Annotated in this window: 21 protein-coding genes, 2 tRNA genes and 3 pseudogenes; 11 read left to right on the forward strand and 15 right to left on the reverse strand. The window is 54.8% G+C overall.

The features are described 5' to 3' along the window. Positions 1–11: 11 nt before the first annotated feature. The 5 genes and pseudogenes from AC0L7S_RS00415 to AC0L7S_RS00435 all read right to left on the reverse strand — a co-directional run bounded on the left by AC0L7S_RS00415 (position 12) and on the right by AC0L7S_RS00435 (position 4,198). Positions 12–836: a PopZ family protein gene (locus AC0L7S_RS00415; RefSeq protein ID WP_473472591.1), complete on the reverse strand. Its 825-nt coding sequence runs from the start codon at positions 834–836 to the stop codon at positions 12–14. A 488-nt stretch (positions 837–1,324) separates the two neighbouring features. Beyond that, positions 1,325–2,704 carry a TolC family outer membrane protein gene (locus AC0L7S_RS00420; protein WP_473472592.1) on the reverse strand — a complete coding sequence of 460 codons (1,380 nt, stop codon included), beginning with the start codon at positions 2,702–2,704 and terminating at the stop codon, positions 1,325–1,327. A 182-nt stretch (positions 2,705–2,886) separates the two neighbouring features. Continuing rightward, positions 2,887–3,554: pseudogene (locus AC0L7S_RS00425) on the reverse strand (protein-L-isoaspartate O-methyltransferase family protein). 93 nt (positions 3,555–3,647) lie between these two features. Continuing rightward, positions 3,648–3,721: transfer RNA gene (locus AC0L7S_RS00430), tRNA-Cys, on the reverse strand. Positions 3,722–3,931: 210 nt separating this feature from the next. Then, positions 3,932–4,198: a hypothetical protein gene (locus tag AC0L7S_RS00435; RefSeq protein WP_473472593.1), complete on the reverse strand. Its 267-nt coding sequence runs from the start codon at positions 4,196–4,198 to the stop codon at positions 3,932–3,934. 214 nt (positions 4,199–4,412) lie between these two features. Between AC0L7S_RS00435 and AC0L7S_RS00440 the strand changes: the two genes are divergently transcribed. The 4 genes from AC0L7S_RS00440 to AC0L7S_RS00455 all read left to right on the forward strand — a co-directional run bounded on the left by AC0L7S_RS00440 (position 4,413) and on the right by AC0L7S_RS00455 (position 7,408). Further along, positions 4,413–4,487, forward strand: a tRNA-Asn gene (locus AC0L7S_RS00440). Positions 4,488–4,644: 157 nt separating this feature from the next. After that, positions 4,645–4,974, forward strand: a complete 330-nt coding sequence (locus AC0L7S_RS00445; RefSeq protein ID WP_473472594.1) for a hypothetical protein — start codon at positions 4,645–4,647, stop codon at positions 4,972–4,974. Positions 4,975–5,249: 275 nt separating this feature from the next. Beyond that, on the forward strand, positions 5,250–6,038 hold the full coding sequence (locus AC0L7S_RS00450) for a class I SAM-dependent methyltransferase (protein WP_473472595.1): 789 nt from the start codon (positions 5,250–5,252) through the stop codon (positions 6,036–6,038). Between the two features lie 80 nt (positions 6,039–6,118). Further along, positions 6,119–7,408 (forward strand): hypothetical protein, encoded by a 1,290-nt coding sequence (locus AC0L7S_RS00455; RefSeq protein WP_473472596.1) that lies wholly within the window; start codon positions 6,119–6,121, stop codon positions 7,406–7,408. A 189-nt stretch (positions 7,409–7,597) separates the two neighbouring features. On the opposite strand, the gene AC0L7S_RS00460 is transcribed toward AC0L7S_RS00455, so the two are convergent. Continuing rightward, entirely contained in the window at positions 7,598–7,888 is a 291-nt protein-coding gene (locus tag AC0L7S_RS00460; RefSeq protein WP_473472597.1) for a Dabb family protein, read from the reverse strand. Between the two features lie 586 nt (positions 7,889–8,474). Here AC0L7S_RS00460 and AC0L7S_RS00465 point away from each other — a divergent pair. Next, positions 8,475–9,134, forward strand: a complete 660-nt coding sequence (locus AC0L7S_RS00465) for a 5-formyltetrahydrofolate cyclo-ligase (protein WP_473472598.1) — start codon at positions 8,475–8,477, stop codon at positions 9,132–9,134. Between the two features lie 36 nt (positions 9,135–9,170). Here the strand turns inward: AC0L7S_RS00465 and AC0L7S_RS00470 are convergent, their stop codons facing one another. Continuing rightward, positions 9,171–9,644, reverse strand: a complete 474-nt coding sequence (locus AC0L7S_RS00470; protein WP_473474378.1) for an Lrp/AsnC family transcriptional regulator — start codon at positions 9,642–9,644, stop codon at positions 9,171–9,173. 157 nt (positions 9,645–9,801) lie between these two features. Between AC0L7S_RS00470 and ald the strand changes: the two genes are divergently transcribed. Then, positions 9,802–10,917: an alanine dehydrogenase gene (gene ald / locus AC0L7S_RS00475; protein WP_473472599.1), complete on the forward strand. Its 1,116-nt coding sequence runs from the start codon at positions 9,802–9,804 to the stop codon at positions 10,915–10,917. A 457-nt stretch (positions 10,918–11,374) separates the two neighbouring features. On the opposite strand, the gene AC0L7S_RS00480 is transcribed toward ald, so the two are convergent. From AC0L7S_RS00480 to AC0L7S_RS00495, 4 genes and pseudogenes are all read right to left on the reverse strand, one after another. Further along, complete coding sequence (locus AC0L7S_RS00480; protein WP_473472600.1) at positions 11,375–11,938, reverse strand: GNAT family N-acetyltransferase; 564 nt, start codon at positions 11,936–11,938, stop codon at positions 11,375–11,377. 5 nt (positions 11,939–11,943) lie between these two features. Continuing rightward, entirely contained in the window at positions 11,944–12,795 is an 852-nt protein-coding gene (gene sseA, locus AC0L7S_RS00485; RefSeq protein WP_473472601.1) for a 3-mercaptopyruvate sulfurtransferase, read from the reverse strand. A 58-nt stretch (positions 12,796–12,853) separates the two neighbouring features. Then, positions 12,854–13,597, reverse strand: a pseudogene (locus AC0L7S_RS00490) (alanyl-tRNA editing protein). Beyond that, positions 13,594–14,631 (reverse strand): cysteine synthase A, encoded by a 1,038-nt coding sequence (locus AC0L7S_RS00495; RefSeq protein WP_473472602.1) that lies wholly within the window; start codon positions 14,629–14,631, stop codon positions 13,594–13,596. Before AC0L7S_RS00495 ends, AC0L7S_RS00490 begins: the two are co-directional and overlap by 4 nt. A gap of 253 nt (positions 14,632–14,884) precedes the next feature. Between AC0L7S_RS00495 and AC0L7S_RS00500 the strand changes: the two genes are divergently transcribed. Next, entirely contained in the window at positions 14,885–15,706 is an 822-nt protein-coding gene (locus AC0L7S_RS00500; RefSeq protein WP_473472603.1) for an SDR family NAD(P)-dependent oxidoreductase, read from the forward strand. Positions 15,707–15,878: 172 nt separating this feature from the next. Here the strand turns inward: AC0L7S_RS00500 and AC0L7S_RS00505 are convergent, their stop codons facing one another. Further along, positions 15,879–17,300 carry a DEAD/DEAH box helicase gene (locus tag AC0L7S_RS00505; protein WP_473472604.1) on the reverse strand — a complete coding sequence of 474 codons (1,422 nt, stop codon included), beginning with the start codon at positions 17,298–17,300 and terminating at the stop codon, positions 15,879–15,881. A 406-nt stretch (positions 17,301–17,706) separates the two neighbouring features. Here AC0L7S_RS00505 and AC0L7S_RS00510 point away from each other — a divergent pair, with 406 nt between their 5' ends. Continuing rightward, positions 17,707–19,239 carry an acyl-CoA carboxylase subunit beta gene (locus AC0L7S_RS00510; RefSeq protein WP_473472605.1) on the forward strand — a complete coding sequence of 511 codons (1,533 nt, stop codon included), beginning with the start codon at positions 17,707–17,709 and terminating at the stop codon, positions 19,237–19,239. A 172-nt stretch (positions 19,240–19,411) separates the two neighbouring features. Here the strand turns inward: AC0L7S_RS00510 and AC0L7S_RS00515 are convergent, their stop codons facing one another. Beyond that, the gene (locus AC0L7S_RS00515; protein ID WP_473472606.1) at positions 19,412–19,588 is read right to left on the reverse strand and encodes a hypothetical protein; all 177 of its coding nucleotides are present in this window, start codon (positions 19,586–19,588) and stop codon (positions 19,412–19,414) included. A 179-nt stretch (positions 19,589–19,767) separates the two neighbouring features. On the opposite strand from AC0L7S_RS00515, the gene AC0L7S_RS00520 reads away from it, so the two are divergent. Next, positions 19,768–20,268, forward strand: coding sequence for a hypothetical protein (locus AC0L7S_RS00520; protein ID WP_473472607.1), 501 nt, complete (start codon positions 19,768–19,770; stop codon positions 20,266–20,268). A gap of 60 nt (positions 20,269–20,328) precedes the next feature. Here the strand turns inward: AC0L7S_RS00520 and cckA are convergent. Next, positions 20,329–22,912: pseudogene (gene cckA / locus AC0L7S_RS00525) on the reverse strand (cell cycle histidine kinase CckA). A 234-nt stretch (positions 22,913–23,146) separates the two neighbouring features. On the opposite strand from cckA, the gene AC0L7S_RS00530 reads away from it, so the two are divergent. Continuing rightward, entirely contained in the window at positions 23,147–23,863 is a 717-nt protein-coding gene (locus tag AC0L7S_RS00530; protein ID WP_473472608.1) for a hypothetical protein, read from the forward strand. A gap of 68 nt (positions 23,864–23,931) precedes the next feature. Here the strand turns inward: AC0L7S_RS00530 and dksA are convergent, their stop codons facing one another. Further along, positions 23,932–24,348, reverse strand: a complete 417-nt coding sequence (gene dksA, locus AC0L7S_RS00535; RefSeq protein WP_473472609.1) for an RNA polymerase-binding protein DksA — start codon at positions 24,346–24,348, stop codon at positions 23,932–23,934. 239 nt (positions 24,349–24,587) lie between these two features. Between dksA and AC0L7S_RS00540 the strand changes: the two genes are divergently transcribed. Further along, complete coding sequence (locus tag AC0L7S_RS00540; protein WP_473472610.1) at positions 24,588–25,091, forward strand: SixA phosphatase family protein; 504 nt, start codon at positions 24,588–24,590, stop codon at positions 25,089–25,091. Positions 25,092–25,097: the final 6 nt, after the last annotated feature.

Raw genomic sequence — 25,097 nt, forward strand, 5'->3', positions numbered from 1 at the left:
GTGTGTGTGTGTCAGGAACCCCGCGCAACACGCTCGATTTCTTCACGCACCAACCGTTCGACCAGAGTCGGCAAATTGTTGTCCAGCCAATCCTGCAACATGGGCCGCATCATATCCTCGGCCATCTCGTCAAAGGTCTGCTTGCTTCTGCTGGCAAAAGCCTCGGACAATTCGCCAAATGCAGCCGCGACCTGCCGACCGGTCTGTTCCGACACAATCGACGGTTTGAGAGCCGACAGTTCGCCCAAATTCGGCTGCACCGGCTCGTCATGAGGCGTTGCAGCTTCCGGTCCCAATTCTGACAATGCGTCGACGAAATCCTTGTCGCCAGCCATCGTGTCCGGTGTCTGTTCGGGCTGCTGCTCAGCGGGGCCGGCACTCGCCTGCTCGGCTATCGACACGATGTCTCGACGCCAATCCGCAACGGCGGAGTGTAACGATACGTCCTCTTGCGGCTTCAATGTCGCGTCGTGATCAGCCTGACTTTCAACGGAAAGCTGCGCACTCACGTCAGCCAAAGCTACCGGGGTGGCCGTTTCCGGCACAGGTGCGGCAGCCGCTTCATCAGTCGTATCCCCAGAATCACCAGCCGCAATCTGCGTCTCGACATCGGCTAATGATATTGGTTGTGTGTTCTGTGTGGGCGCGTTGAACTCTTCGCGAAACGCATTCGCTTCAGGCACATCCACGGACCTCGGTCCAAGATCCTGCTTGAACTCGTCGGATGATTCTTCCGTTTGCTTGCGACCGGTGTCACTATCTTCAATGATCCGTCGTATCGAAGCCAGTATCTCTTCCATAGAAGGTTCGCGCTGCGCGCTGCTTGCCATAGCCATTGTCACATCTGCCGCCCTTGCGACCCAGGCTGGTTTTCTTGCCGATGCCGGCTAGGCCCGAATCATTTCACCAGCGTAACCGAACGATGGCCGTTCGAGAATCCCCAATCCGGAGTCATGTTGGATTTCAACAGATTAGAGAATTTTCAAAGAATATGGGTACAGGGTTGCTCTCGGAATCTCGCAAAATCAAAAGATTCGAGCCGGATTTAGATCCGATGACAGGCGAATCAGAGCCTGCATTACAGATGCAAACGCCTGGATACCGCACCATCATGACGCAGCGAGTGTGTAGATTCCTAAAGCGCGCCGCGTCTAAAAGGATTCATGCAGGGTGCTTTAAGCCCTTGTTTTTGTGCATGTCGTTGCCCCAAAATCGCTGCACACTTTTGGGCGACATGCACGAAAGCGCCGAACCGAAAAAGGTTTACCGGCTTCCCGAATTCCTCGACGCTCCATCAAGGTGATAGAGCGCCCCACGCATTGGTTTAGCGTCCGTCGGGCGTGCGGAGACCGTACCACTTGTCTTTCACCGCATTGTAATGCTCTTCGGGCTTGTACTTCGCCACCTGAAGCCCGAGGCGTTCGGTGGAAAGACGCCCCATCGCCTGGACGATGGCATAGCTTGCAAGAACCACATCGCGTTGCGACCCGGCAAGATTGATCTTCGCGCTGATCACATCTGCCTGCGCATTCAGCACATCAAGAGTGGTGCGCTGGCCAACATTGCGTTCTTCGACAACTCCGTTCAACGCAAGCTGCGCTGCGTTCACCAACGCACGATTGGCAGAAACGCCTTCCTGCGCAGCAACGTATGACGTCCACGCTGATGTTACGGCATTGCGCACCTGGTCGCGATTGACGTCAACCTCGATACGGGCCTGACCAAGTGATTCCTTTGATTGACGAACCTGCGCAGAGGCACGACCACCTTGATAGATCGGGACACTCAACGTCGCGCCAATATTGGCCGAGGTCGAGTCGCCCGTCGAGGTGGTCACAAGACCTCTGGCACCGGAATAATTCTGAGAAATTCCGGCAGATGCGGTCACCGAAGGCAGCAACGTACCTTCCGCCGACTTCACCGCATATGCGGCGGCATCGACCAGATGGGCGGTTGCGAGAATTGCCGGGTGTTCTTTCGACGCAATAGCAATTGCAGAGTCGAGGTTGCGCGGCAAAAGCCTTGAGAGCGGTGAAGGTGATTTCAGCTTGCGCGGTTCTTCGCCAACGAGCTGGCGATATGAGGCGGCGCTGGCCAATGCCTGTGCCTGCGCGGCACTCACCTGCGCCCGTGCGCTGGAGCGCGCTGCGTCCGCCTGGGCCACGTCGGTGCGGGTTCCCTCACCGACTTCGAAGCGCGACGAGGCAGCCCGCGCCTGCTCGTTCAGGAATTGTAGATTTTGCTTGGTGAGCGCCGTAACCTGGCGGTTATAGATTACATTCATATAGGCTTGGGCAGCCGTAAACAGAATGTTCTCTTCAGTGTTTCGCAAGCTTTCCTGCGAGGCGGCAACGCGCGCTTCGGCAGCGGCTACATTGTTCTTGGTCTGGAAGCCGTCGAACAATGTCTGATTGATCTGCACGCCGAAATTGCCAGACGTCAGGCGTGTCGATCCGGCGCTGCGGCGCGTATTGGTGTAGTCGATACTGGCCGAACCAACGACGGATGGACGCCAGCCGGACTTGGCAATGGCGACACCTTCATCAGTAACGCGCACACCGGCACGCGCCGAGTTCAACTGTGAATTGTTCTGGTAAGCCTTGGAGAGTGCACCGGCTATGGTCTCTGCAGAAGCAGTCAGCGGCGAGAGCGCTGTTGCAGAGAAAAGCAGGGCAGCAAAAACAGTCTTTCTAAAGGACAGCAAGTTGACCCCTCACACATTCAAAATCGCAGACACAGCGCAGTTCCAACCTTCCCCCTACAGAGCAAGCCGGACCGCGCATTCCACACCCCAATTTGCAGTATCACGAAACTATTAACCTGAACTGCAACATTTATTGAGCCCTAGGCGAACATGACATTGCCCAGGCTGCAAGAAAAAACCGTTCAAAACTCGAAGGTTCGAGTACGTTCGAACCCCGGTAGTGGCTTTATTGCCGCATTAAATGCCCATCGCCCCGACACAACCCCCATAGTTTTCAGGAAGATTCGCGCAGTGCCAGCATTTCCGTAACCTTCCACGGCCACAAGGCGACCGCCTTCCGCAAGCTGGTCCAGCAATGTCTGCGGCACTTCTTCGACGCTGCCGCCAACAAAAATGGCATTGTAAGGTGCCTTTGGTGCATGCCCGCTTGAAGCGGGCCTGTAACAACAGAAACATTGTCGCAATCAAGCGATGACAGTGCCTCCTCAGCCTGCTGCGCCAACGCCGCATCGCTTTCCAGCGCAACCACGCTCCCTGCCAAACGAGAAAGGATTACCGCCGAATAGCCTGTGCCGCAGCCGACATCGAGCACATGGTCGTCGGCCCGGATTTCCGCAAGTTGTATCAACCGGGCAAATGGCGATGGTTCCATCAAGTAGCGCGGGCCATCAGCCCCGTCGGCAATCCTGATATCTTCGTCGATATATGCGAGATCTCGCAGCGATTCGTTGACGAAAGCCTCACGCGGCACTGAAAGCAGCGCATCAAGCAGTGGCGCGCTGGTCACGTCTGTGGTGCGAACCTGGCCATCGACCATTTTCACGCGACGTTCGGCGAATTCCGCATTCATACCCAGACCGTCCTGTCCTTGGCGCGAGCTGCGCGCAACCGTTCAACCGCACAGCGCGACAATGCGTGCGCTTGCGTCAAACGTCCGGAAAACTGGAGGCCTCGCCCGGAATCGAACCGGGGTGCAAGGATTTGCAGTCCTCTGCGTAACCACTCCGCCACGAGGCCTCATTTCTTCGGGCGTTCCACGGCGCTTCAATAGGTTGACCGCGATTTCGCGTCAAGCAGGCAAAGGTCATTCCCAAAACAATCCTTTACCTCCGGTGAATCTCGAACCGCGTCAGACCGGTAAAAAACGTCAAACAGGTAATTTCGACCCGATCGCGGCAACGCTAACAGTGTGTTTCAAGTTCGAGCCGTCGCGCTCAATTCGCATTCTTATTTACCCCGCCGCCGGCGGCGCTCCCACCAAACCATGATCCGGCGACGAAAACGGCGAACGGACGCGTATTCGTAAGACAGTATCAACAAGCCAAGCGGAATCATCCAGAAACCAAGAACTGGCAGAAAGCCAAAAATGCCGAGCACGATCAGCGCAATACCGATAATAACGCGGGTGCGCCGCGACCGGGGCATCGCAAACTCACGCCCGAATATGAAAATCTTGCGTGACGCGTCGGGTGGGCAGTTATGTTCCGAAGTCATCTTCTATGCGCCCATGCATTATATGGATTTCCCGTGATCATCTGGCTTTAAAAGCTTGTTGCGCGCTCGCATAGCGCCGTCAAACGCCGATATGATGGCATATAGCGCCAATTGCTAGAACGCTGCGCGCAATGGCTGCAAAAAACCGAAATGCTTCTTTGCAAAGCGGAAAAGGGTTTGCTATAGGCTGCCTGTCTGCACAAGAGCGTACTGTTCCCCGGTAGCTCAGTGGTAGAGCAACCGGCTGTTAACCGGTTGGTCGCTGGTTCGAATCCGGCCCGGGGAGCCATATCTTCAACCTCTTAGCGAATTCTCAAATCTGCACGAAAAGCCGATAGGTAGGGAAACGAGCGTTGTTTCGGCGCGCCACCGAACAACGGTCCAGTGAAAAACAATGTTGCTCCGACCACGGCCGGGTTCCATATTCATGTTTGAAAAGAGAGACGATGAGAGAACCATATTTCAAATGCGCTTTGGCAGGTATGGCGTTGTCGGCTATGGTCAGCATCGGCCATGCACAAGCGACTTCCGACAGAAACTTAGCTTTGTCGGCATTTGCAAAAGATTTGGCGCACCTTCAAGAACAGGTACCCACGAGTTCACAAGAATACATGGCGATGAATGGGGAGATGATTGCCGATTGGTGGGATCAACTCATCAAAAACGCGCAAGAGATGAAGCTGCGCTGGAACGATAATCCATTTGTAAGCGTCACGGGATTTTCACTTTCGCTTAGCGTTCCGCCCTCAATTGATGTTGAATTTGAGTTCAAATGAAAGCCGCATTGATCTCTCAAGCCGGCAATTGTTGTTAATCGCGTGCAAACGTTCACACTGCGACCTTGTATGCTTGACGGGCTGGGAAAATCGGACTGTTCGCCATGCTGGCAAACATATAAGTTCCTTCAAATTTTGGTGGAACAAACTATCGGGTTGTGGCACTCTTGAAACGCGACCATACGAGCGTAACGCTACGCTAGAGCAATATTAGCTTGAGGTTATATAGTGGTCTCGCACATTTCCAATGACGCCAAGGCGCAAGCTCAGAAGACTTGGGGGCCTCTCCAACTGGGCATACCTCCGCTGTCGGGCATCAACCTGGAACCGACGAGTTTTTCGAAAAGGCGCGACATTTCAGGGACACCATTGAACAAGACTGGCTTGAGGATGTCGTGCCGTTCAAAGATATGGCAGACAAACGTGTTCTCGAAGTGGGCTTTGGCCCCGGCTATGATGCGTTGAAATTCATGGAACATGATGCCGAGTATTCCGGCATCGACATTACCCCTGAAAACGTCGATCGAACCAAAACCCATTTGCAAAAATTCGGTTTCAAACCAAACGTGGTGCAAGGGGATGCGGAAGCCCTGCCCTATGACGATGCTTCGTTCGAGATTGTCTATTCAAATGGGGTGCTTCACCACGTTCCCGATATGGCGAAAGCATTTAGAGAAGCAAACCGCGTCCTCGAGCCAGGAGGAACCTTCTACGTAATCCTCTATCACAAGCGGTCAGTCTTTTACCTTCTATCAGTGGTGGGCGTCCATTTCTTGACTGGTGGTTTCCTTCGAGAGAGCCTTGCCGCAAGACGCTCGAGGATAGAATTTACAAACGCCGAAGCGGCACCACTTGTGAACGTTTACTCCCGCTCGGAGTTGACCACCATCCTGTCCTCCGCTGGATTCAACGTAGTTCGAACGTCTGTCCGAAAACTCACTTGGGATGAATTGCCTGGGGCCAGTAAGCTTGGCCGGCTTTATCGCAGCGTCCCAAAATCCGTTTACGACGCGATCGGGAAATATGCAGGCTGGTATGTCATCGCCGAAGCTACGAAACTATAAACCCCACCAAGCGAAAAATATTTGTTAGGGTTTTTATGTTGCATAATAATTTTATTCGACATGTTTCGAGTATATACCCAATGTATATATTCCTAGGAATGTATTTCTCAACAACAATTATCGGTAATATTATTTATTTGACTCCTTTTGGCCGTGATTGGCCAGCATTATCAATTATCGATTTTTCCTGGCATGACTTCAGCGCAACATTTGGGCTCGAGTATTGGGCCCTACTTCTGTTCCCGTTTGTCCTCACACCTGCCATTGCGCTCCCTATCAGCACCGGCACCAAGCCCATTATGAAGGCTGTGACGCCATGGATAGCCGAAATCGGTCGGCTTCCCTATTTGCTTGTCTCCGGCTGCCTGTTTTTCTATGCATTTTATTCTCTCTATAGTGCTGATGCTTCGACACGAATGACAGCGGCCGAGGGCGCAATCGATGCAGTGCATGCCAGATTCTCGGTCCTTGCCGCACTTGGATACTGGCCGCAGATGGTCATGCAATCCCTCTTGGTTTTCTTGGTCATCTACGCCGTCATAAAATCGTTACAAGGCAGCGGACTGTTCTGGTACATAGCAGCAGGGATTGGCGTGCCGCTTCTTTCTGTCGCCTTGATCCTGTTGAATATGAAATGGCCGGTCGTTATCTTCCTTCTGTTGGTAACTGCATGTGTATTCGTTTGCTCGAAGCGATATGTGATCGTAAAGACCAGTTTGGCCCTGATATTGGCGATTTGCGTTTATCTGGTCATTTCTGTCGTTCTGTTACGTCTGGGACCGTCATACATCTCTCAAGAGAATGAACGTTCTCAAGAGAGTGAACAAACGCGGTCGTCCATCGAGCGCGGCCTCCATACCGCTGGGCAAGCCTATAGTTTTGCGCCGCGGCTGCTTGTCGTAGGATTCAACAGAATGGCTATGGCTACACCATACTACTATGATCGCTTCACGACGAAGGGCGCGGTATGTGGCACGCTTTTGGATCGAATTGAACGAAAACCAAGCAGATGCCAACCCTCCACCTACATTTACAAGCAGATGTTTGGCGATGACGGATTCGTTGGAACAGCTCCGGCTGCACTTAACATTTATGGCTATGCATTAGGAGGTTGGACAGGGGCGCTTGCAGAAACCATTGTCGCCAGTATCTTACTTGGGTTGTTACTTTCCCTTTACGGCCCCGCCCAATCGCAACCTGTAATAATGGCCGCGTTCATGATGGGCGGATATGCCGCTTACTTCATGACCCAGTTGCCTGTAGAAGGTTCTGTCATTTATACGCATGGCATGCTCTGGTGGGCACTTCTCGTCGTGGCTCTATCGATCCCGCTCGGCATATCACAGAATCATGTCCCTGCGTTAAGCTGACAGCGCTGTTGGTGGGAAGAACGAGGCAGTAAGTACCATCCGCCACATCGCGCTAAAATGTTCCAGCTTTTATGGAATCGTTGAACCACTTTAAGTATTTGTTTTACGTAATTCTTGGCAGAAACCGCTGCACAGTTTTGGGCGACATGCATTGGCGCGGACTATCCTGCCTGCAATCACCTCACAGTGTCAGGCGCTGGATACCACATCGGCGGAAAAGCGCAGTTCACGCATGGGTCTCACCTTGCGTGTCGTTTCGGCATAAATTGGATGGGCCTTGAATGCGGCCAGAGCCGCATCGTCATCGAACTCGGCATACACAACAATGTCGATTTCATCTGAGAGTGGATCGACTTTGCTGTTCATGGATACTTCGAAACGACCTGAACCGGGAATATCGGCCAATGACAGCAAGCCGTGGCGCACAGCTTCTGCGTCGATTGTCGGTTTTACACTGAAAAACACGATGTGGCGTATCAAGCCAGTCTCCGAGGAAATTGAGTGGAAAGGCGAACAGCCCTCCCCATTGGCATTCATGGCAGGGCGAGCGTTCACGGTCGTGGACGTATCTATTGGGTCGCGAATTTTGTGACGTCAACCGGCAGGATGTCGCGCCTAAAGCACGCCGCGTCTAAAGGGATTCATGCAGCGTGCTTCAAGCCATTGTTTTCATGCATGTCGTTGTCCCAAAACCGATGCACACTATTGGGCGACATGCATTTGGTTCAGCCTGCAACAAGATGAACGATGTTTCTGGTCCCCCTGACCGTATAGTCGAGGTAGTGGCCTTCATTGTACATGCCGTCCCAAATAATGAAGACAGCGAGGCTGCATATTATGATGACGTAGCGCATGGCTCTAGCTAGCGCAAAACATGGCGGATCGCCATAGCTTCGCATCGGCGCAACACAGCGCGTCCCCACTTATTTCCGCAGAAAAAGCAGACATCCCGGTGCCACCGGAGATATAGATATGCGACCAGAAATCGGCGCAAATGTCGCCAAATGACTGGCGAATACTAATGTTCGCGCCTAATTTCGATTGAATTTTGGAATGGAGAGACAGCATGAGCGGCAATGACGACGAAAAATCCGGGCACTATGCGTCTCCGCCGTGCTTCATGCATGAACTCGATCCCGAATATAATTCTCCACCTAGTGACTGGGATGATGTCAGGCGCTGGCGCAAAGCCGAGCGCGAAAGGCTGATCGCCGCGCGCCTTGAAATCCCGGCTGATACGCGCGCGCAAATGTCAGAACGCATCGCCGAGGGCATTGATGCGGTGATCGGCGACATTGCGGGGCGCATGGTTAGCCTCTATTGGCCATTTCGCGGCGAACCGGACCTTCGCCCGTGGATGGATAGAATCAATGAACGGGGTGGACGTACAGCGCTGCCCCTTGTGATTGCAAAGGCGCAACCTCTTGTATTTCGGGCTTATCGCAAAGGGGACCGTCTGGAAAAAGGCGTCTGGAATATTCCCATTCCAGCCGAAGGAGATCCGGTCTTTCCAGATATTGTCATTTCTCCCATCGTGGGCATAGATCCCGGCAAGTACCGGCTTGGCTATGGCGGTGGCTTCTTCGACCGGACTCTGGCAGCCATGCCATTCAAACCGATAGTAATCGGCATCGGCTACGAAATGCAGCGCATACCCACCATCTACCCGCAAGATCATGACATTCCGATGGACCGGATCGTGACGGAGTCGTCGCAAGGGTCGTGACGAACCGGCACCGGGTTCAGGCCAATTCAGGCCAATTCAGGCCAATTCAGGCTTGAGCCCCACTGCGGTACGATCAACAATTTCGCGTAGTGCGAAGGAAGAGTTGATCCTTGTCACATGGGGCATTGCCGAGAGCCATTCCTTGTGAATGCGCTCATAATCAGCCAGATCTTTTGTCGCGATACGCAATATGTAGTCATATTCGCCCGACATCAGGTGACACGACAACACATTTGGGCAGCGCATGATCGCTGCTTCAAAATCCGACAATGTCTTTTCAAACTGACCCGACAGCGAGATGTGCACGATGACCGTCGTCTGATGGCCAAATGCCACATTGGAAAGACGGGCATGATAACCTCTGATGGTGCCCGATTTTTCCAGATTGTCGAGGCGGCGCGAACAGGCCGATTGCGACAGGCCGACCTTCTCGGCCAAGCTGGCGTTCGGTATGCGCCCATCCTTCTGCAAAGCCTCAAGAATGGCGATATCGATCCTGTCTAGTGAAATTTTTCGTTGTTCTTGCGATGAATTTGTCATTTGGCGCAAATATTAACGGTGACGCCCCAGTCATGCAAGCCCATTCGCAAACACATGCGAAGCGGTTCGTGATTTAATCTGCCCATCAAGGGAGCATGGCCGGTCCGGCCAAGAGGAGATAAACACGATGCGCGTCGGTTGCCCGAAGGAAATCAAGAATCACGAATATCGTGTCGGGCTGACTCCCGGCTCGGTTCGCGAATATGTAGCCCATGGCCATGACGTACTGGTCGAAACCGGCGCTGGTTCGGGTATCGGTGCCGATGACAATGCCTATCGCGGCGCGGGCGCCACTATCGCCAAGACCGCAGCCGATGTGTTTGCCAAATCCGACATGATCGTCAAGGTCAAGGAGCCGCAGCCCGGCGAGTGGGTTCAGTTGCGCGATGGTCAGATCCTTTACACCTACCTCCACCTCGCGCCGGACCCGGAGCAGACCAAGGGCCTGCTCGGTTCAGGTGTTACCGCGATTGCCTATGAGACGGTCACCGACGACCGGGGCGGGTTGCCGTTGCTGGCACCAATGTCGGAAGTCGCCGGTCGCCTCTCGATTCAGGCGGGCGCTACGGCATTACAGAAAGCCAATGGCGGACGCGGCGTTCTGCTCGGCGGTGTGCCGGGTGTGTTGCCGGGCAAAGTCACCGTTCTGGGTGGCGGGGTCGTTGGCCTGCACGCCGCAAAAATGGCGGTAGGCCTTGGAGCCGACGTTACCATCATTGACCGCTCGATCCCTCGCCTGCGCCAGCTTGACGATATTTTTGGCGGTCGTGTTCATACGCGCTACTCGACTGTCGAGGCACTGGAAGAAGAATGCTTCTCCGCCGACATTATCGTTGGTGCCGTTCTTATTCCCGGCGCGGCCGCGCCAAAGCTGGTCACGCGTGAAATGCTTTCCGGCATGAAGAAAGGAGCGGTGCTGGTCGATGTCGCCATCGATCAGGGCGGATGTTTCGAGACCTCGCATGCCACCACCCATGCCGATCCGACTTATGAAGTGGATGGCGTCATTCATTATTGCGTCGCCAATATGCCGGGTGCCGTACCGGTTACCTCGGCCCACGCGCTCAACAATGCGACATTGCATTTCGGGTTGCAGCTTGCCGACAAGGGCCTGAAGGCACTGGTCGACGACCCGCATCTGCGCAATGGCCTGAACGTCCACAAGGGCAAGATCACCAACAGCGCGGTCGCCGAAGCTCTTGGCTACGAACTGGCCGAACCCAAAGCCGTGCTGGCCGCATAAACGCGGCACGTCTTGACGACATGTATTAGGGCCTGTTGAGTATCAGCGAAGCAGATCGCCGATGTGGCTCGCATATCGCCAGCAACAAAAAAGCGGAGCCAGAGCCCCGCTTCCTCGTTGTCGAGATTTCCCGCCGGTTCATCCGCGGTCGAAATATCTATCGACATCTGCCTTTTACCCCGTCAATGCGACAGAGATACGACAGCCGTAGATGATATTCGATCATCATGGTTAACAAACCGTTTCATATTGAACGTTCGTGGTTCAATCGGGATGTTCCGACATTCGGGCCGCCTGCTCCATCACGCCAATTCAGCAAATCAAACTGTCGAAGCGGCGCAACTTCGTCGTGGCGCACTGTCGGGTTGCCGCTCAATCTGGGAGGCAGAGGGTGTTGTTTGCGAAGATTGCGAACCGAAATTGAAGCAGGAATGAAGATGTGTTCAGGAACCCGAGCTTACGCGCGCATCACGCTTGCAGAGCGTTCGTCGAACGACATGGGATGGACCATTTCCTTTTTTTGCCCAACTGGTTCGAAGCCAAACTTCTGATACAAGGGAAGCGCTGCGGGATGATCGAGCGTACAAGTCTGTACCGTCACCCGTTTCGGTTCATGAGCCCAACATGCAGCAATTGCCGATCCGAGGAACCAGCGGCCAAGTCCTTGTCCGGTTGCGTGTTTCATCATGCCAAAATAGGCCAGTTCCACTTCATCTGCCGAATGTGGCTTGATATCGAAGAAACCGGCCGGCGCACCATCGAGGTAAAGCACGCTTATTTCCCGGTCCTCGTGATGAATGGAAGCTGCCAATTCCGCGTCGGTCAATCTGAGGATATTGACCCATTCCCATTTCCGTCCAACCCGATCATTGAGATACCGGTAGAAATGCAATGGGATGTCATGCACCTGTAGCAGGGCGATCTGGCGATTGAACGGTAGCGGCGGGGTCGCAGCTGGCTGAACGCTCATTTCGAGAAACGTTACAGTAACTTCGATGCTCTCCTGCAATCCATTCTCCATTCAGTTCAATCCTTGCCGGTCGCGACGGGCGTGTCGGTTAGACCACCCCACTGCGTCCACGAGCCATCGTAAAGCCGGTTGTCGGTGTGACCCAGTGATTCAAGCGCCAATGTGATCACCGCGGCTGTAATTCCCGAACCGCACGAGGTCACGACGGGCTTGGAAAGATCAATGCCCGCCCCTTCCAACACGTCGCGCAAGCGGGTCTTGGACAAAAACGCGCCATTTTGCGCGAGTGCGGTTGCCGGCACATTGTGCGCGCCCGGCATGTGCCCGGAGCGAATACCGGCGCGTGGTTCCGGCTCCGTACCGGCAAAGCGCCCCGTTCCGCGCGCGTCAGCAATTTGAGACTCGCCCGTCTCGACGACATCGCGCATATCGGCCAGACTGGCCACTCGAGCCTTGTCGAAATTCGCGTGGAAAACGCAAGGTGCAATTTTGGTAATGTCAGATGTTACCGGCTTACCGGCCGCCTTCCAGCGATCAAAACCACCGTCCAGCACATAGACCTGATGAACACCCATTATCCGAAACATCCACCATGCGCGTGGGGCGGAGAAAAAGCCCGGTCCGTCATAGATGATGATGGTGTCGTCGGCTGAAATGCCTAACGCCCCAACAAATTTGGCGAAGTGTTGCGGAGTGGACAGCGTATGGGGAAGCTCACAATCCTGATCCGATACGGCATCGTGATCGAAAAACACGGCGCCGGGAATATGAGCGGCTTCATATTCGGCTCGCGCATCGCGATTTTGTGCGGGCAAGTACCACGAGGCATCAATGATGCTGATGCCGGCCTCACCAAGGCGGTTTTGAAGCCATTCGGCGTCAACGATGAAGGGACTGTCTTCGGCCATTGTGTTTCCCCGTAACTCTAAAACGCGCTCCATGCGCCCCATATTTTTCTATCCGCGATCAAGCAACAGGCGATGGGCCGAAGCGGAGGCGAAAGCGCCTGTTCTCGCGCCCCTTTTTTCAATTTTTCCAATGTGTATATCGCCAATTTCGCCGGTGCTTTTGACATGTGTGCCACCGCAAGGCTGGCTGTCGACAACCCCATCATCGCCAATGCAAACCAATCTTATCTTACCGGTGCCGGTTGGTGGGCGTACATTTTTCGATTTTACCAAGCTCGGATTCGCGGCAAGCTCATCTTCATCTATCAGCCGCAGAAAAACGGGATGGTCGGCTCGCACCAGAGCCATCAGTTGTTCGGTCACATCCTCCTTGGTCAATCCAGCATCGGGCATATCGAAATCGACGCGCGAGATCTTCCTCGGAAACCGATGCCCCGGTGATCGGAAACGGACAGATGACCGTCAGCAGGTGGCAGGCTGTGTGCATACGCATGAGGCGGTAGCGCCGCTCCCAGTCAATCGTCAACCTGACCGCTTCACCGACCGCAGGTAGCGGCTGGTCGGGTGCAGGCACATGGACAATATCGTCCTTGGTCTCGCCCGTCACGGTTGCGGCAATGGCTATGCGGGTACCGTCCGACCGTTCGAACTGACCAGTATCGCCCGGCTGCCCGCCGGAGGTGGCGTAGAAAACCGTTCGATCCAGAACAATGCCGCCTCGATCATTTAGAGCAACGATGCTCGCATCCGCTTCCTTCTGGTAGGCGTCATCGCGAAAAAGCGTCTGTGTCAAATTGCTCATGCAGGAATTTCCTCAAACGGCACAGGGATATCGCTTTTGCCTTCCATCCAGCCGGGGACCGGCAAATTCTTGCCGCGCAGAAATTCAGGATTGAACAGTTTTGACTGATAGCGATTACCGTAGTCGCAAAGAATTGTTACGATGGTGTGGCCGGGGCCAAGTTCACGAGCCAGACGAATGGCGCCGGCAATATTGATGCCGGTCGAGCCGCCAACGCACAATCCCTCTTCCTGAATGAGGTCAAAGACGATGGGCAATGCCTCGCCATCAGGCACCTGGAAGGAAAAATCGGGCGCAAAACCTTCGAGATTGGCGGTTATGCGCCCCTGTCCGATCCCTTCCGTGATGGAACTGCCTTCCGACTTCAATTCGCCATCCGTATAGAAGCTGTAGAGTGCTGCCCCCAATGGGTCGGCCAGCGCGATTTTCACGTCTTTGCTGTTAGCCTTCAACCCCTCTGCAACGCCCGCCAGCGTGCCGCCCGAACCGACAGCCGAGACAAAACCATCAACCTTGCCGTTCGTCTGGTCCCAAATCTCGCGGGCAGTTGTGCGCACATGGCCATCGCGGTTGGCGACATTATCGAACTGGTTGGCCCAAACGGCTCCATTCGGTTCCGACTTCGCCAATTGCGCGGCCAGCCGTCCCGACAGCTTCACATAATTGTTGGGATTTCGGTAAGGTACTGCTGGCACTTCGATCAATTCGGCCCCAAGCAGCCTTATCGTGTCCTTTTTCTCCTGACTCTGGGTTTCAGGGATGACGATCACGGTTCGATAGCCAAGCGCCTTGGCGACCAGTGTCAGTCCTATCCCGGTATTGCCTGCCGTACCCTCGACAATCACACCACCCGGTTTCAAAAGGCCGCGCTTTTCAGCATCGCGAATTATGAACAGCCCGGCTCGATCCTTGACCGACTGGCCCGGGTTCATGAACTCCGCTTTGCCTAGAATTTCACAACCAGTTTCTTGTGAGGCACGCCTCAACTTGATCAAGGGAGTGTTGCCGATAGCGTCGATGACCGAGCCGTGCATGGGGAGTCCTTTACGAATATGGGTGTCACGAAACCCTAGAAATGCGCGGGCCGTGTTTCAAGGTAAGAAATTGCCTGGACCAGCCGCATTCGAGCATTGCCTACCGCAAATCGCTCAAAAAGACTCGGTTCAGAACACGATATTTCCACAGTTCTTCCAATTACGCCCTTTTCTTTGAATTTTCATCCCGATAGACCATCGGCAACGTATTCTTTCGAACTCCAGATCGCCCACGGACATATCCTGATTTCAGATGACACTTTATAGGGCCAACCCCGCAGACGGCGTCGCTTGGCTTACAGGTGGCAGTTCGGGCATTGGCCGGGAGCTGGCCAAGGAACTTGCCGCAGCGGGGTACCGCGTTGCCGTTACGGCACGAGAAGGCGACCCGATCGACATGCTCGTCGCGGAAGCGGCACGCCTTGCCGGGGATATCATTCCCTACCCCTGTGATGTGACTGACGAAAAGCAGATGGCTGCCACTGTAGCCACCATTGAAGACAATATTGGCCCGATCACGCTGGCTATTTTCAACGCAGGCAGCTTCACGCCGATAGCCGGCGAAAATCTTTCCGTGCGAAAATTCCGCCGCTCATTCGATGTCAACGTCTTCGGTATTGTTCACGGACTTGTGCCTGTGGTCAGACGCATGCAGACACGTGGACGCGGCCATGTCATGTTTGTCGGCTCCATCAGCGCCTACTTCGGCTGGCCAACCACCTCAGCCTACGGGGCAACCAAGGCTGCCATCAATGTCATGGCGCAAGCCCTGAAATTCGATTTCGACAAGATCAATATTCGCATCCAGGTGGCAAATCCCGGCTTTGTCGATACACCGTTGCTTCAGGAGAAAGGCATTCGCCTGCCGGCGACGATATCGTCTTCAACTGCCGCGCGAAAGATCATGCGCGGGCTCCGTTCGGGCGGCTTTGAAATTGCCTTTCCACGAAGGTTGGTATGGGGCCTGAAATTTCTTGCCATGATGCCGCAACCTGTTTGCCACTGGATGATTGCCAGATTGACAGGCTGGAAAACGCGCTCCCTGAGCTTTGGGCGCAAAGCGCCGCCGCATTGAAAATGCTTCGGATGTTTTGAGTCTGGAAAACACTACAAGTCTTTGTTCTTAAATGGTTCGGGTCAATGGTTGTTTGGCACGCAAAGTGGAATTTCAACCAAATACAATACGCAAATAACAAGGGCGCTCGCGGTTAGCGAGCGCCCCTTATGCTGAATCTTGACGTGACAGATCAGGCAGCTCTTGTTGCTGGGCGCTTTCCGCCAAAACGACGCTTGTTGTTGCCCTTGAACGGCTTTGCGCCTGCCGGTTTGTGTTCACCGCCCGGCTGACCGGCAAATGACCGATCACCACCCGGCTTGCCGCCGAAGCGTTTTTTACCAAAGCCACCGCTTGGCTTTTCGCCTCCGGGCCGCCTGCCATCGCGCCGCCCATTGCGATCGTTGGCCGGGGCGTGGGCACGGTCGTTTTTCTCTTTGGGATCGCGTTGCGGGTCTGGATCGCCCAGATGATCGGCGATCACTGCCAATTTGCCACGAATAATGCGTTCCACCTGGCGCAGCTTGCTGTTTTCGGATGGATCGACCAACGTGATGGCAATACCGTCCAGCCCATTGCGACCCGTGCGGCCAATACGGTGGACATAGCTTTCAGCTTCGTCGGGAAGATCGAAATTCACCACATGGCTGATGCCGGGAACGTCGATACCGCGCGCCGCAATATCGGTTGCCACAAGAATACGCACCGAACCGGCGCGGAATTCACCAAGTGCTTTCTGGCGGGCGTTTTGCGACTTGTTGCCGTGAATAACCGCAGCTTTGAAGCCGTCGCGCTCCAGATCGCGCACCACGCGGTCGGCACCATGCTTGGTGCGCGCAAAGATGATGACCGAACTCATCGCCTCGTCGGCAAGCATGGTCGACAGAACTTTGCGTTTCTGCTTGGTACGTGCAAGCACGACGCCTTGCACGATTTCAACCGCGGCAGTGCTTTGCGGGGAGACTTCAACCCGAACAGGGTTTTTCAGAAGCCCTTTCGCCAGATTTGCGATTTCATCAGGCATGGTAGCTGAGAACAGCGCGGTCTGGCGGTCCGGTGCAGTTGCGCGTGCAATGCGCTTCACATCATTGATGAAACCCATGTCGAGCATGCGGTCGCCCTCATCGAGTACCAGCCATTTGGTATCGGAAAGCACGAGATCGCCCTCGCGCACCAGATCGGTCAGACGTCCGGGTGTCGCAACCAACACATCAATGCCGGGAGCAATTTTCTTGACCTGGCTGAAACGCGAGACACCACCCAGCACCAGCGCGGTCGAAACATGCGCGCCCTTGGCCAATATCTTGATGGTGTCTTCGATCTGAACGGCAAGTTCGCGCGTTGGAGCAAGAATCAGCGCTCTGGCCGTCTTTGGCCTGCGCTTTGTACCAAGAGCAATGATCTTGGACAGGATAGGCAGCGCAAAGGCCGCAGTCTTGCCCGAGCCCGTCTGGGCAATGCCCAGAATATCGCGGCCTTCAAGCTGCGCCGGGATCGCCTGCTCCTGAATCGGTTTTGGTTCGGCAAAGCCGGCACCAAGTGTCGCCTTCAGAAGTTGCCCGGAAATTCCCAATTTGGCGAAGCCGGAAAGCTCCGCAGTGTTTTCATTCGTCAAAATTATCTTCTTTCATGCGGCGTCATGGCCGCAAACGGTTTCGCGACAGGGCGCAACCTGTCGTCAAAAAATTGTCATGGAACGACAAGGCGGCGAACATTTTTGTTCGCGCGGCTGCGCTGTCGTGCCCGCAGGCTTTATCCTGCAGGGCTTTTTCACCACCTTTCCAACATCGGAAAGCGGGAAAACAGACGCAACCTGTCTCAATTCTTGGAGAAAGCCGAATTGCCCGGCTCAAGCGCCTATGTGCTGCATATGGAGGAGTTCATCACCAAAAGCAAGAGGCGTCATGTTGCAGTGCAACAATTCAACCGGGAAACGCCGGATGCTCGACCAAAGCCATGCTTGCACTTGATGTCCGGCACGGATACCAAGTTTTCGAAACTCGATACAGGGGGATTGCCGCATGAAAGATGTGCTGAAGGAACTCGAACGCCGCCGTGCCAATGCGCGCGCCGGTGGTGGCCCCGTGCGTATCGAGGCTCAGCACAAGAAGGGCAAACTTACCGCGCGCGAGCGAATTGACGCTTTCCTCGACGAAGGTTCATTCGAAGAGTTCGACATGTATGTCGAACACCGTTCAACCGATTTCGGTATGGAAAATTCCAAGGTCTCGGGTGATGGCGTCGTTACCGGCTGGGGGACTGTAAATGGTCGCCCTGTCTATGTATTTGCCAAGGATTTCACGGTGTTCGGAGGATCGCTTTCGGAAGCGCATGCCGAAAAAGTGGTCAAGGTTCAGGAAATGGCGCTCAGAAACCGCGCGCCAATTATCGGTCTGTACGATGCTGGCGGCGCGCGCATTCAGGAAGGCGTGGCCGCGCTCGGCGGGTACGCTGAAATTTTCCAGCGCAATGTTCTCGCTTCAGGCGTTATCCCGCAGATATCCGTGATTATGGGCCCCTGCGCCGGAGGTGACGTCTACTCACCGGCCATGACCGACTTCATCTTCATGGTGCGTGACACCTCATATATGTTCGTGACGGGCCCCGACGTGGTAAAAACCGTAACCAATGAAACGGTGACATCCGAGCAACTTGGCGGCGCCTCGATCCATACAACGAAATCTTCAATTGCCGACGGCGCATATGACAACGACATAGAAGCCCTTTTACAGATGCGTCGTCTGGTCGACCTTTTGCCCGCTTCGAATACAGCCGAAATTCCCGAGATCGAATGCTACCAATCCGTCACAGATGACGATTTCTCGCTGGACCGGCTGATACCCGACAACGCCAACAAGCCCTATGACATCAAGGAATTGATCCTGAAAACCTGCGATGAGGGCGATTTCTTCGAAATTCAGGCCGATTTCGCCAAAAATATCGTCACTGGCCTTGGCCGTATCGAGGGCAGCACGATCGGTTTCATTGCCAATCAACCGATGGTTCTAGCCGGGGTTCTGGATTCGGATGCCTCGCGCAAGGCCGCGCGGTTTGTGCGTTTCTGCGATTGCTTCAATATCCCGCTGGTCACATTTGTCGATGTGCCGGGCTTCCTGCCGGGAACGGCGCAGGAATATGGCGGGCTGATCAAGCACGGCGCGAAGCTTCTGTTTGCCTATGCGGAGGCAACCGTGCCGAAAATCACAGTCATCACACGCAAAGCCTATGGTGGTGCGTATGACGTCATGGCCTCCAAGCACTTGCGGGGCGACATGAATTATGCTTGGCCGACTGCCCAGATCGCCGTTATGGGTGCGAAGGGCGCGGTGGAGATCATTTATCGCAAGGACATTGGCGACAAGGAAAAGATTGCCGCTCACACGGCCGCCTATGAAGACCGCTTTCTCTCACCTTTCGTTGCCGCCGAACGTGGCTATATCGACGAGGTGATCATGCCTCATTCTACGCGCCGCCGCGTTGCGCGCGCGCTGAGAATGCTGCGTAACAAGGATATGCAAAATCCCTGGAAGAAGCACGACAACATTCCGTTGTGATATATCCGCCAAGTGAAACCGCAACATGGTTCCCGAAATATTTAGCGCCATGCCGACGAAACATCTGCGGGAATAGCTCTCTGTCTGAATCAGAAAGCTATTCTAGCTAACTGTTTTCACGATGTTTTGCACGATAAAACGGCTCTGTTTTCTGCAATCGATCCGATTGGCCTTATGCTGCCTCAACGACCTCGTTAAAGGTATCGAGATCGACATAAAAGACGCGAATGATCTCCTTGATCAGATCATCGTCGTCGTAACCTTGAGATTTCAAAATATTGATGGCGGTCAAGATATCGAAGCGATCCGTTAACCGGCGCTTCTGATAATCTTCCACAAAACGTTCCATCGACGATCCCCTGCCAGATTGCCCAAACGCGATGAACAACACTGAAACTGCTGGACAGATGCTAGGAACATTCGCTTGCGCGGAACTTGCAGGACACCAATGACGCCCGCATATTGACCTGTCCCAACTCAGACTGACTCGCAAAGCGGCCGACTCGCCGTGACCAAGGGTACAATAGCATGCAACTTGCAGCACGCCATGATTGCACCGCGCCATATGTGGAGAAAGTAGCTGCCGTGTCCGCCACATGGAAACAAGGCCGAACCAAGCGCCAACCATCGCGGCTGAACATGGGGCACATCCTGCTTGCGGCAAGTCTCGCCCTCATCACAACGACCAGCGTCACTTCCGCGTCGGCTATCGATGGTAAATTGCCAGACGGCTCCTATGGCTGCGAGGCCTATCTGCTTGGCCAGTTCATCAGCCTTGGCACCATCACAATCAAAGGAAACGTCTATACGGAACCCTCTCTTCCGGCATCTGAAGAGCAGGGGTACAACTACCAGATGAACCCCAATGGCGAGATCGCATGGCTCGGACCATTGGGCGGGTTCACTTCCGGCGGCAACAGCATTTCCCTGACACAGGCCACTCTCAACGGTGGAAATGATGCCTCGTTCGACATCATCATGCGCCAACCGGGTGGAGCTTTTACGGCCATAACCTGCACGAAGCACTGATTAAACAATCGGCAAGCTAATACGAGTGGGATCAGTCAAACCAGTTGCGGGGTGTTCGGATTACTCTTCCAAAACTTCTTTCACAACGGTCGCCAATTGCTTCAATGAAAACGGTTTCGGCAAAAATCCGAACTGTGCATCGGCTGGAAGGTTCTTGGCAAAGGCATCTTCAGCATAGCCCGAGACAAAGATGAACTTGATATCGGCCTGGCGCTCACGCAGTTCGCCAAGCAGCGTCGGACCATCCATCTCCGGCATGACCACATCGGAAACAACGATATCGACCTTGCCTCCCAGTGCCTCGAATACTTCAATCGCCTCGACGCCCGAGGAAGCCTCATGCACTGTATAGCCACGCGATTTCAGGGCTCTGACGCCACCCATGCGAGACCGCATCCTCATCCTCAACCAGCAGCACCGTCGCAGAACCGGAAAGGTCTTTTGCCGCTTCGGCTGGCTTGGCTGGAGCAGCAACGGCGTCCGAACCGGCTGCGGATTCGACCTGCGTCCTAACCTCAGCAACATAACGCGGCAGGAAGATACGAAATGTCGTGCCTTTTCCGACTTCAGATTCGCAGAAGATAAAGCCACCCGTCTGCTTGATTATGCCATAGACCATGGACAGACCGAGGCCGGTTCCCTTGCCCACTTCCTTGGTCGTGAAGAATGGCTCGAAAATCTTTTTCAGGACATCGGGGGCAATACCGCTACCCGTATCGACAATTTCCGCCAATACGTAATCACCCGGCGTCAGTTCCCGATAAGAATAGGTCCCGGCTTCATCGGCGCTTACGTTACGGGTGTGCACGGTAAGCTCGCCGCCCTCGGGCATGGCGTCACGCGCATTGACGGCGAGGTTCACCACCACCTGCTCGAACTGACCAATATCCACCTTTACTGCCCACAAATCGCGTCCATGATCGATCTTGAGTTTGATCTCATTGCCGACAAGGCGGGCAAGCAACATCCGAAGATCGGCCAAAACGTCTGTCAGGGTCAACACTTCGGGGCGAAGCGTCTGCTTGCGCGAGAATGCGAGCAACTGGCGTACCAGAGATGCTGCCCGATTGGCGTTCTGCTTGATATTCATGATGTCAGGGAATGACGGGTCAGACGGGCGGTGATTTGTCAGCAACAAGTCCGACGCCATGATGATGGCGGTCAGCACGTTGTTGAAATCATGGGCAATGCCGCCCGCCAATTGCCCAACGGCCTGCATTTTCTGGCTCTGGGCCATCTGGCCTTCGAGCGCCTTCTGCTCGGTCGTGTCAACGGCATAGACGATGGCCGCCTCCTCGGCCCCATCATCGCCGGTGCCATCGGCCACCGCATTGACGTAAAAACGGATGTGGCGATCTTCGTTGCCCGGCAATACGGTATCGATCGGGTCAATGTCAGCCTGGCGCTGGCACGCCCTTTCAAGGGCAGCCGCGAAAGTCTGCGTGTCACGCTCGTGGATCACGGTGTCGAGGCGAACACGCCGATCAAGCGCATCGCGATCAACCACCGATGAAAAGAGCGACAGGAAAGGCGCGTTGGTGCGCAAAATGCGCCCGCTCTTGTCGACACCGGCAATCGCCATCGGTGTCGAATTGAAGAAGCGGGTGAAGCGGATTTCCGACGCGCGAAGATCGGCGGAGGCATCTTCGCCTTGCGTTCGATTGAGCACGATGGTTCGGGTGGGGCCATTATTGCCTTCACGGCTGGCCGATACACGATGCATGAAGCGCACCGGAAGCGCCTCACCCGACATTGTCGTCAAATCGAGATCAATGACCGCGTTGCGCGTCGTTCCGGGGTCTGCGCGAACCGACTGCACCAGCGCCATTCCATCGCCGGCAACGATGTCTGACAAGGCAACCGCGCCCGGCGTGAAACTGGCAAGATCAATGCCCAGCCATTCCGCCAGTGTTGCGTTGATATAGGTGACATGCCCCTCCTGATCGGCTGAGAAAAAGCCTGCCGGAGCATGGTCGAGGTGATCAATGGCCTGCTGCAAATCAAGGAAAAACCGCTCCTGTTCGGCCCGCTCCTTGGAAATATCCGCCAATTGCCATGCCAGCAGCGGTTGGCGCTGCCCCGGAATGCTGAATGTCCGCGCGCTTGTTCGATACCACTTGGCACCCGAATCGGCACCCGGTCGAATGGATTGGCCAAGGCGAAATTCACCATCTCCGCGCTGGCCGTCGCGCAAGGCAGATGCCAATCGAATGACGATTGCCGATGCTTCCGGCACGTCCGAAAGCAAACCTTCCACCGTTTTAATGTCGGCGGCAGAGCTTGCGCCTGTCATCTCTGCATAGGCGCGGTTGGCATAGATGATGCGGGCTTTGGTATCGGTGACCAGCAATCCCTGCCCCATCGAATCGATGAACGCTTTCGAAAGTTCGTCATTATTTGATCGTGGGGCAATCTGGACGAAGCCGATCGCGGTCGCGAACAGGAAGCCAACGCCAATCATCGCCAGGACGCCAAGCATGCCGAGCAGAAATGGATCGCCCAAATGATTGCGGAACAGGCCGAATATAATCGCCGCCCCGATCAAAACGAGGATAAAGACGATTAGCCGTGTGACCGTGCCGGGTCGTGTGCTTTGGTCAACAATCGGCACCGGATAGAAATCGCCGCGCGTTTCCTTGGCCATCTGCCCCCTACTTTGCGAATCTGGTGCCCCGACACCAATCCGGACCGGTTGAATCACATTCTCAGGGTCGGGAAAAGTCCCCGATAGGAATTGTTCGCGAAAAATGACATGGAATCACAGATGCAACGTTGTAACCGACGTTTCATGTAGGTTACGAAGCGTGAATGGCAGCTTGCGACAGGCCGATGCACAGGTCTAGAGTCGCGTTACTTTTTCGCCTTTTTGAGAGATTCGATGTTGGATTGGCTGGATAGCGTCACGGGGCCGGGGTATGGCGCGGCAATCTTATGGACCGCCGGCGCCCTTATTCTTCTGGTAATCGTCCTGATCGTTATCAAAATGATCCGCAGCCTGACGTTTGGAACATTCGTGGCAGGAGGCAGGAATCGCAAGACGCGCCTTGCAGTCATGGATGCGACCGCGGTGGACAGCCATCGGCGCCTCGTACTTATCCGCCGCGATGACGTCGAACATCTCCTGTTGATTGGCGGACCAACCGATGTTGTTGTCGAGCGGGACATCAGGCTGGCGGCGTCACGCCGGTCCAACCTGACCAATGAGGCCAAGCAGATGCAACCGGCTTCCAGCACATCCAGACCTTCTGCGCCCCGGTCAACGCCAGTTTCGAACACGGCACCGGTTACGTCTCGGACGCAAGCCATTGTCGCGCCGCCGCACAGCCCGGTTGCTGCACCGCGCCATCAAGAACAAGGACAGCAAGCATCTGCAACCCATTCCGCAGGCAACAACCAAGCTGCCCTCAATAGCTCTGCACAGGCAAAACATGCGCCGTCCAGCCAGTTTGACGGTGACGATGCTGCCTTGATGGACGAACTCACATTGTCACTGGATGAAGCCACGACGGGCAATAACCTGCCAAAAGCTCCCCCACCGTCGCCGGACGACGAGATGGCGAAACTGCTTGGGGAACTTTCGAGCCTTAAAAGATAGGCGCAATACCCTCAACAAAGGTGATGATTGCCAGCCAATTCAGCTTGCGCCTGCAATTGCCTCAAAACTCAGTCGTCGCGATAGATTTTCTCACGCTTCTCATGGCGCTCTTGCGCTTCGATCGACAAGGTGGCGATAGGGCGTGCGTCAAGACGTTTCAGAGCGATCCGCTCTCCTGTCTCTTCGCAATAGCCATACGTGCCCTCGTCAATACGTTGAAGAGCCGAGTCAATCTTGGAAATGAGCTTGCGCTGACGGTCACGGGCGCGAAGCTCGATCGAGCGGTCCGTTTCCGAAGATGCACGGTCAGCAAGATCAGGATGGTTTGCGTTTTCCTGCTGGAGAATTTCCAAAGTTTCACGCGCCTCGCGCAAGATGTCGCTTTTCCAGGTGACAAGCTTGTCACGGAAGTATGACTTCTGCCGGTCATTCATGAACGGCTCTTGTTCTGAGGGAACGTAATCGGCAGTAACGGTTTCGTTCATTCGACTCACCCGACAACCCCAAATTTGGCGTTTATATATTCACCGAAGCGCAAAGGCACAAGTGCAATTGGTGATGCATTCACACAATCGTTAGTGGCATTTGATGTCGGACGCGCGACATGCTTTTGGCTATTCAACTGTTCCTCGGACATGGCTTTTAGGATTAACATTCGTGGATTTCGTTGCGCAAAATCATACCTGTGGCTAAGCCTGTGGTATCACACAACGCAGGAGCGCCAGTGGCCAAGCTATATCTTCTCAGACACGCAAAGGCCGGATGGGCGTTGCCCGGTGTTCGCGATTTCGACCGGCCGCTCGACGCTTCAGGCGTCGAAGACGCTGCGGCAACCGGGGTTGCGATGCACAACCGAGATTTCGTGCCGGACCTGACCCTGTGTTCCAACGCAAAACGCGCGCGCGAAACATTGGAGGGTATAGCCTCCAAGCTCGATACAGGACGGGTTTTGTTTTTCGATACGCTCTATACCGAAGATGCGTCCGGCTATCTCACCATCATCCGCGAAAACGGGGTGAAGGGGTCTATTTTGGTCATTGGACACAATCCGATGATGGAAGACCTTGCAATGGCTGTTTCCGGCGATGGGGACAACATGGCTCAGACAACCCTGACTTGTGGTTTTCCAGCTTCTGGCCTGGCTGTCATACGTTTCGATGGCAGCCTTGCCGATGCTGCGCCGGGCGCTGGCTATCTCGAAACCTTCCTGACGCCGGCAGACCTATAAACCGGC

This window comes from Mesorhizobium sp. G2-6-1, from assembly GCF_055809095.1.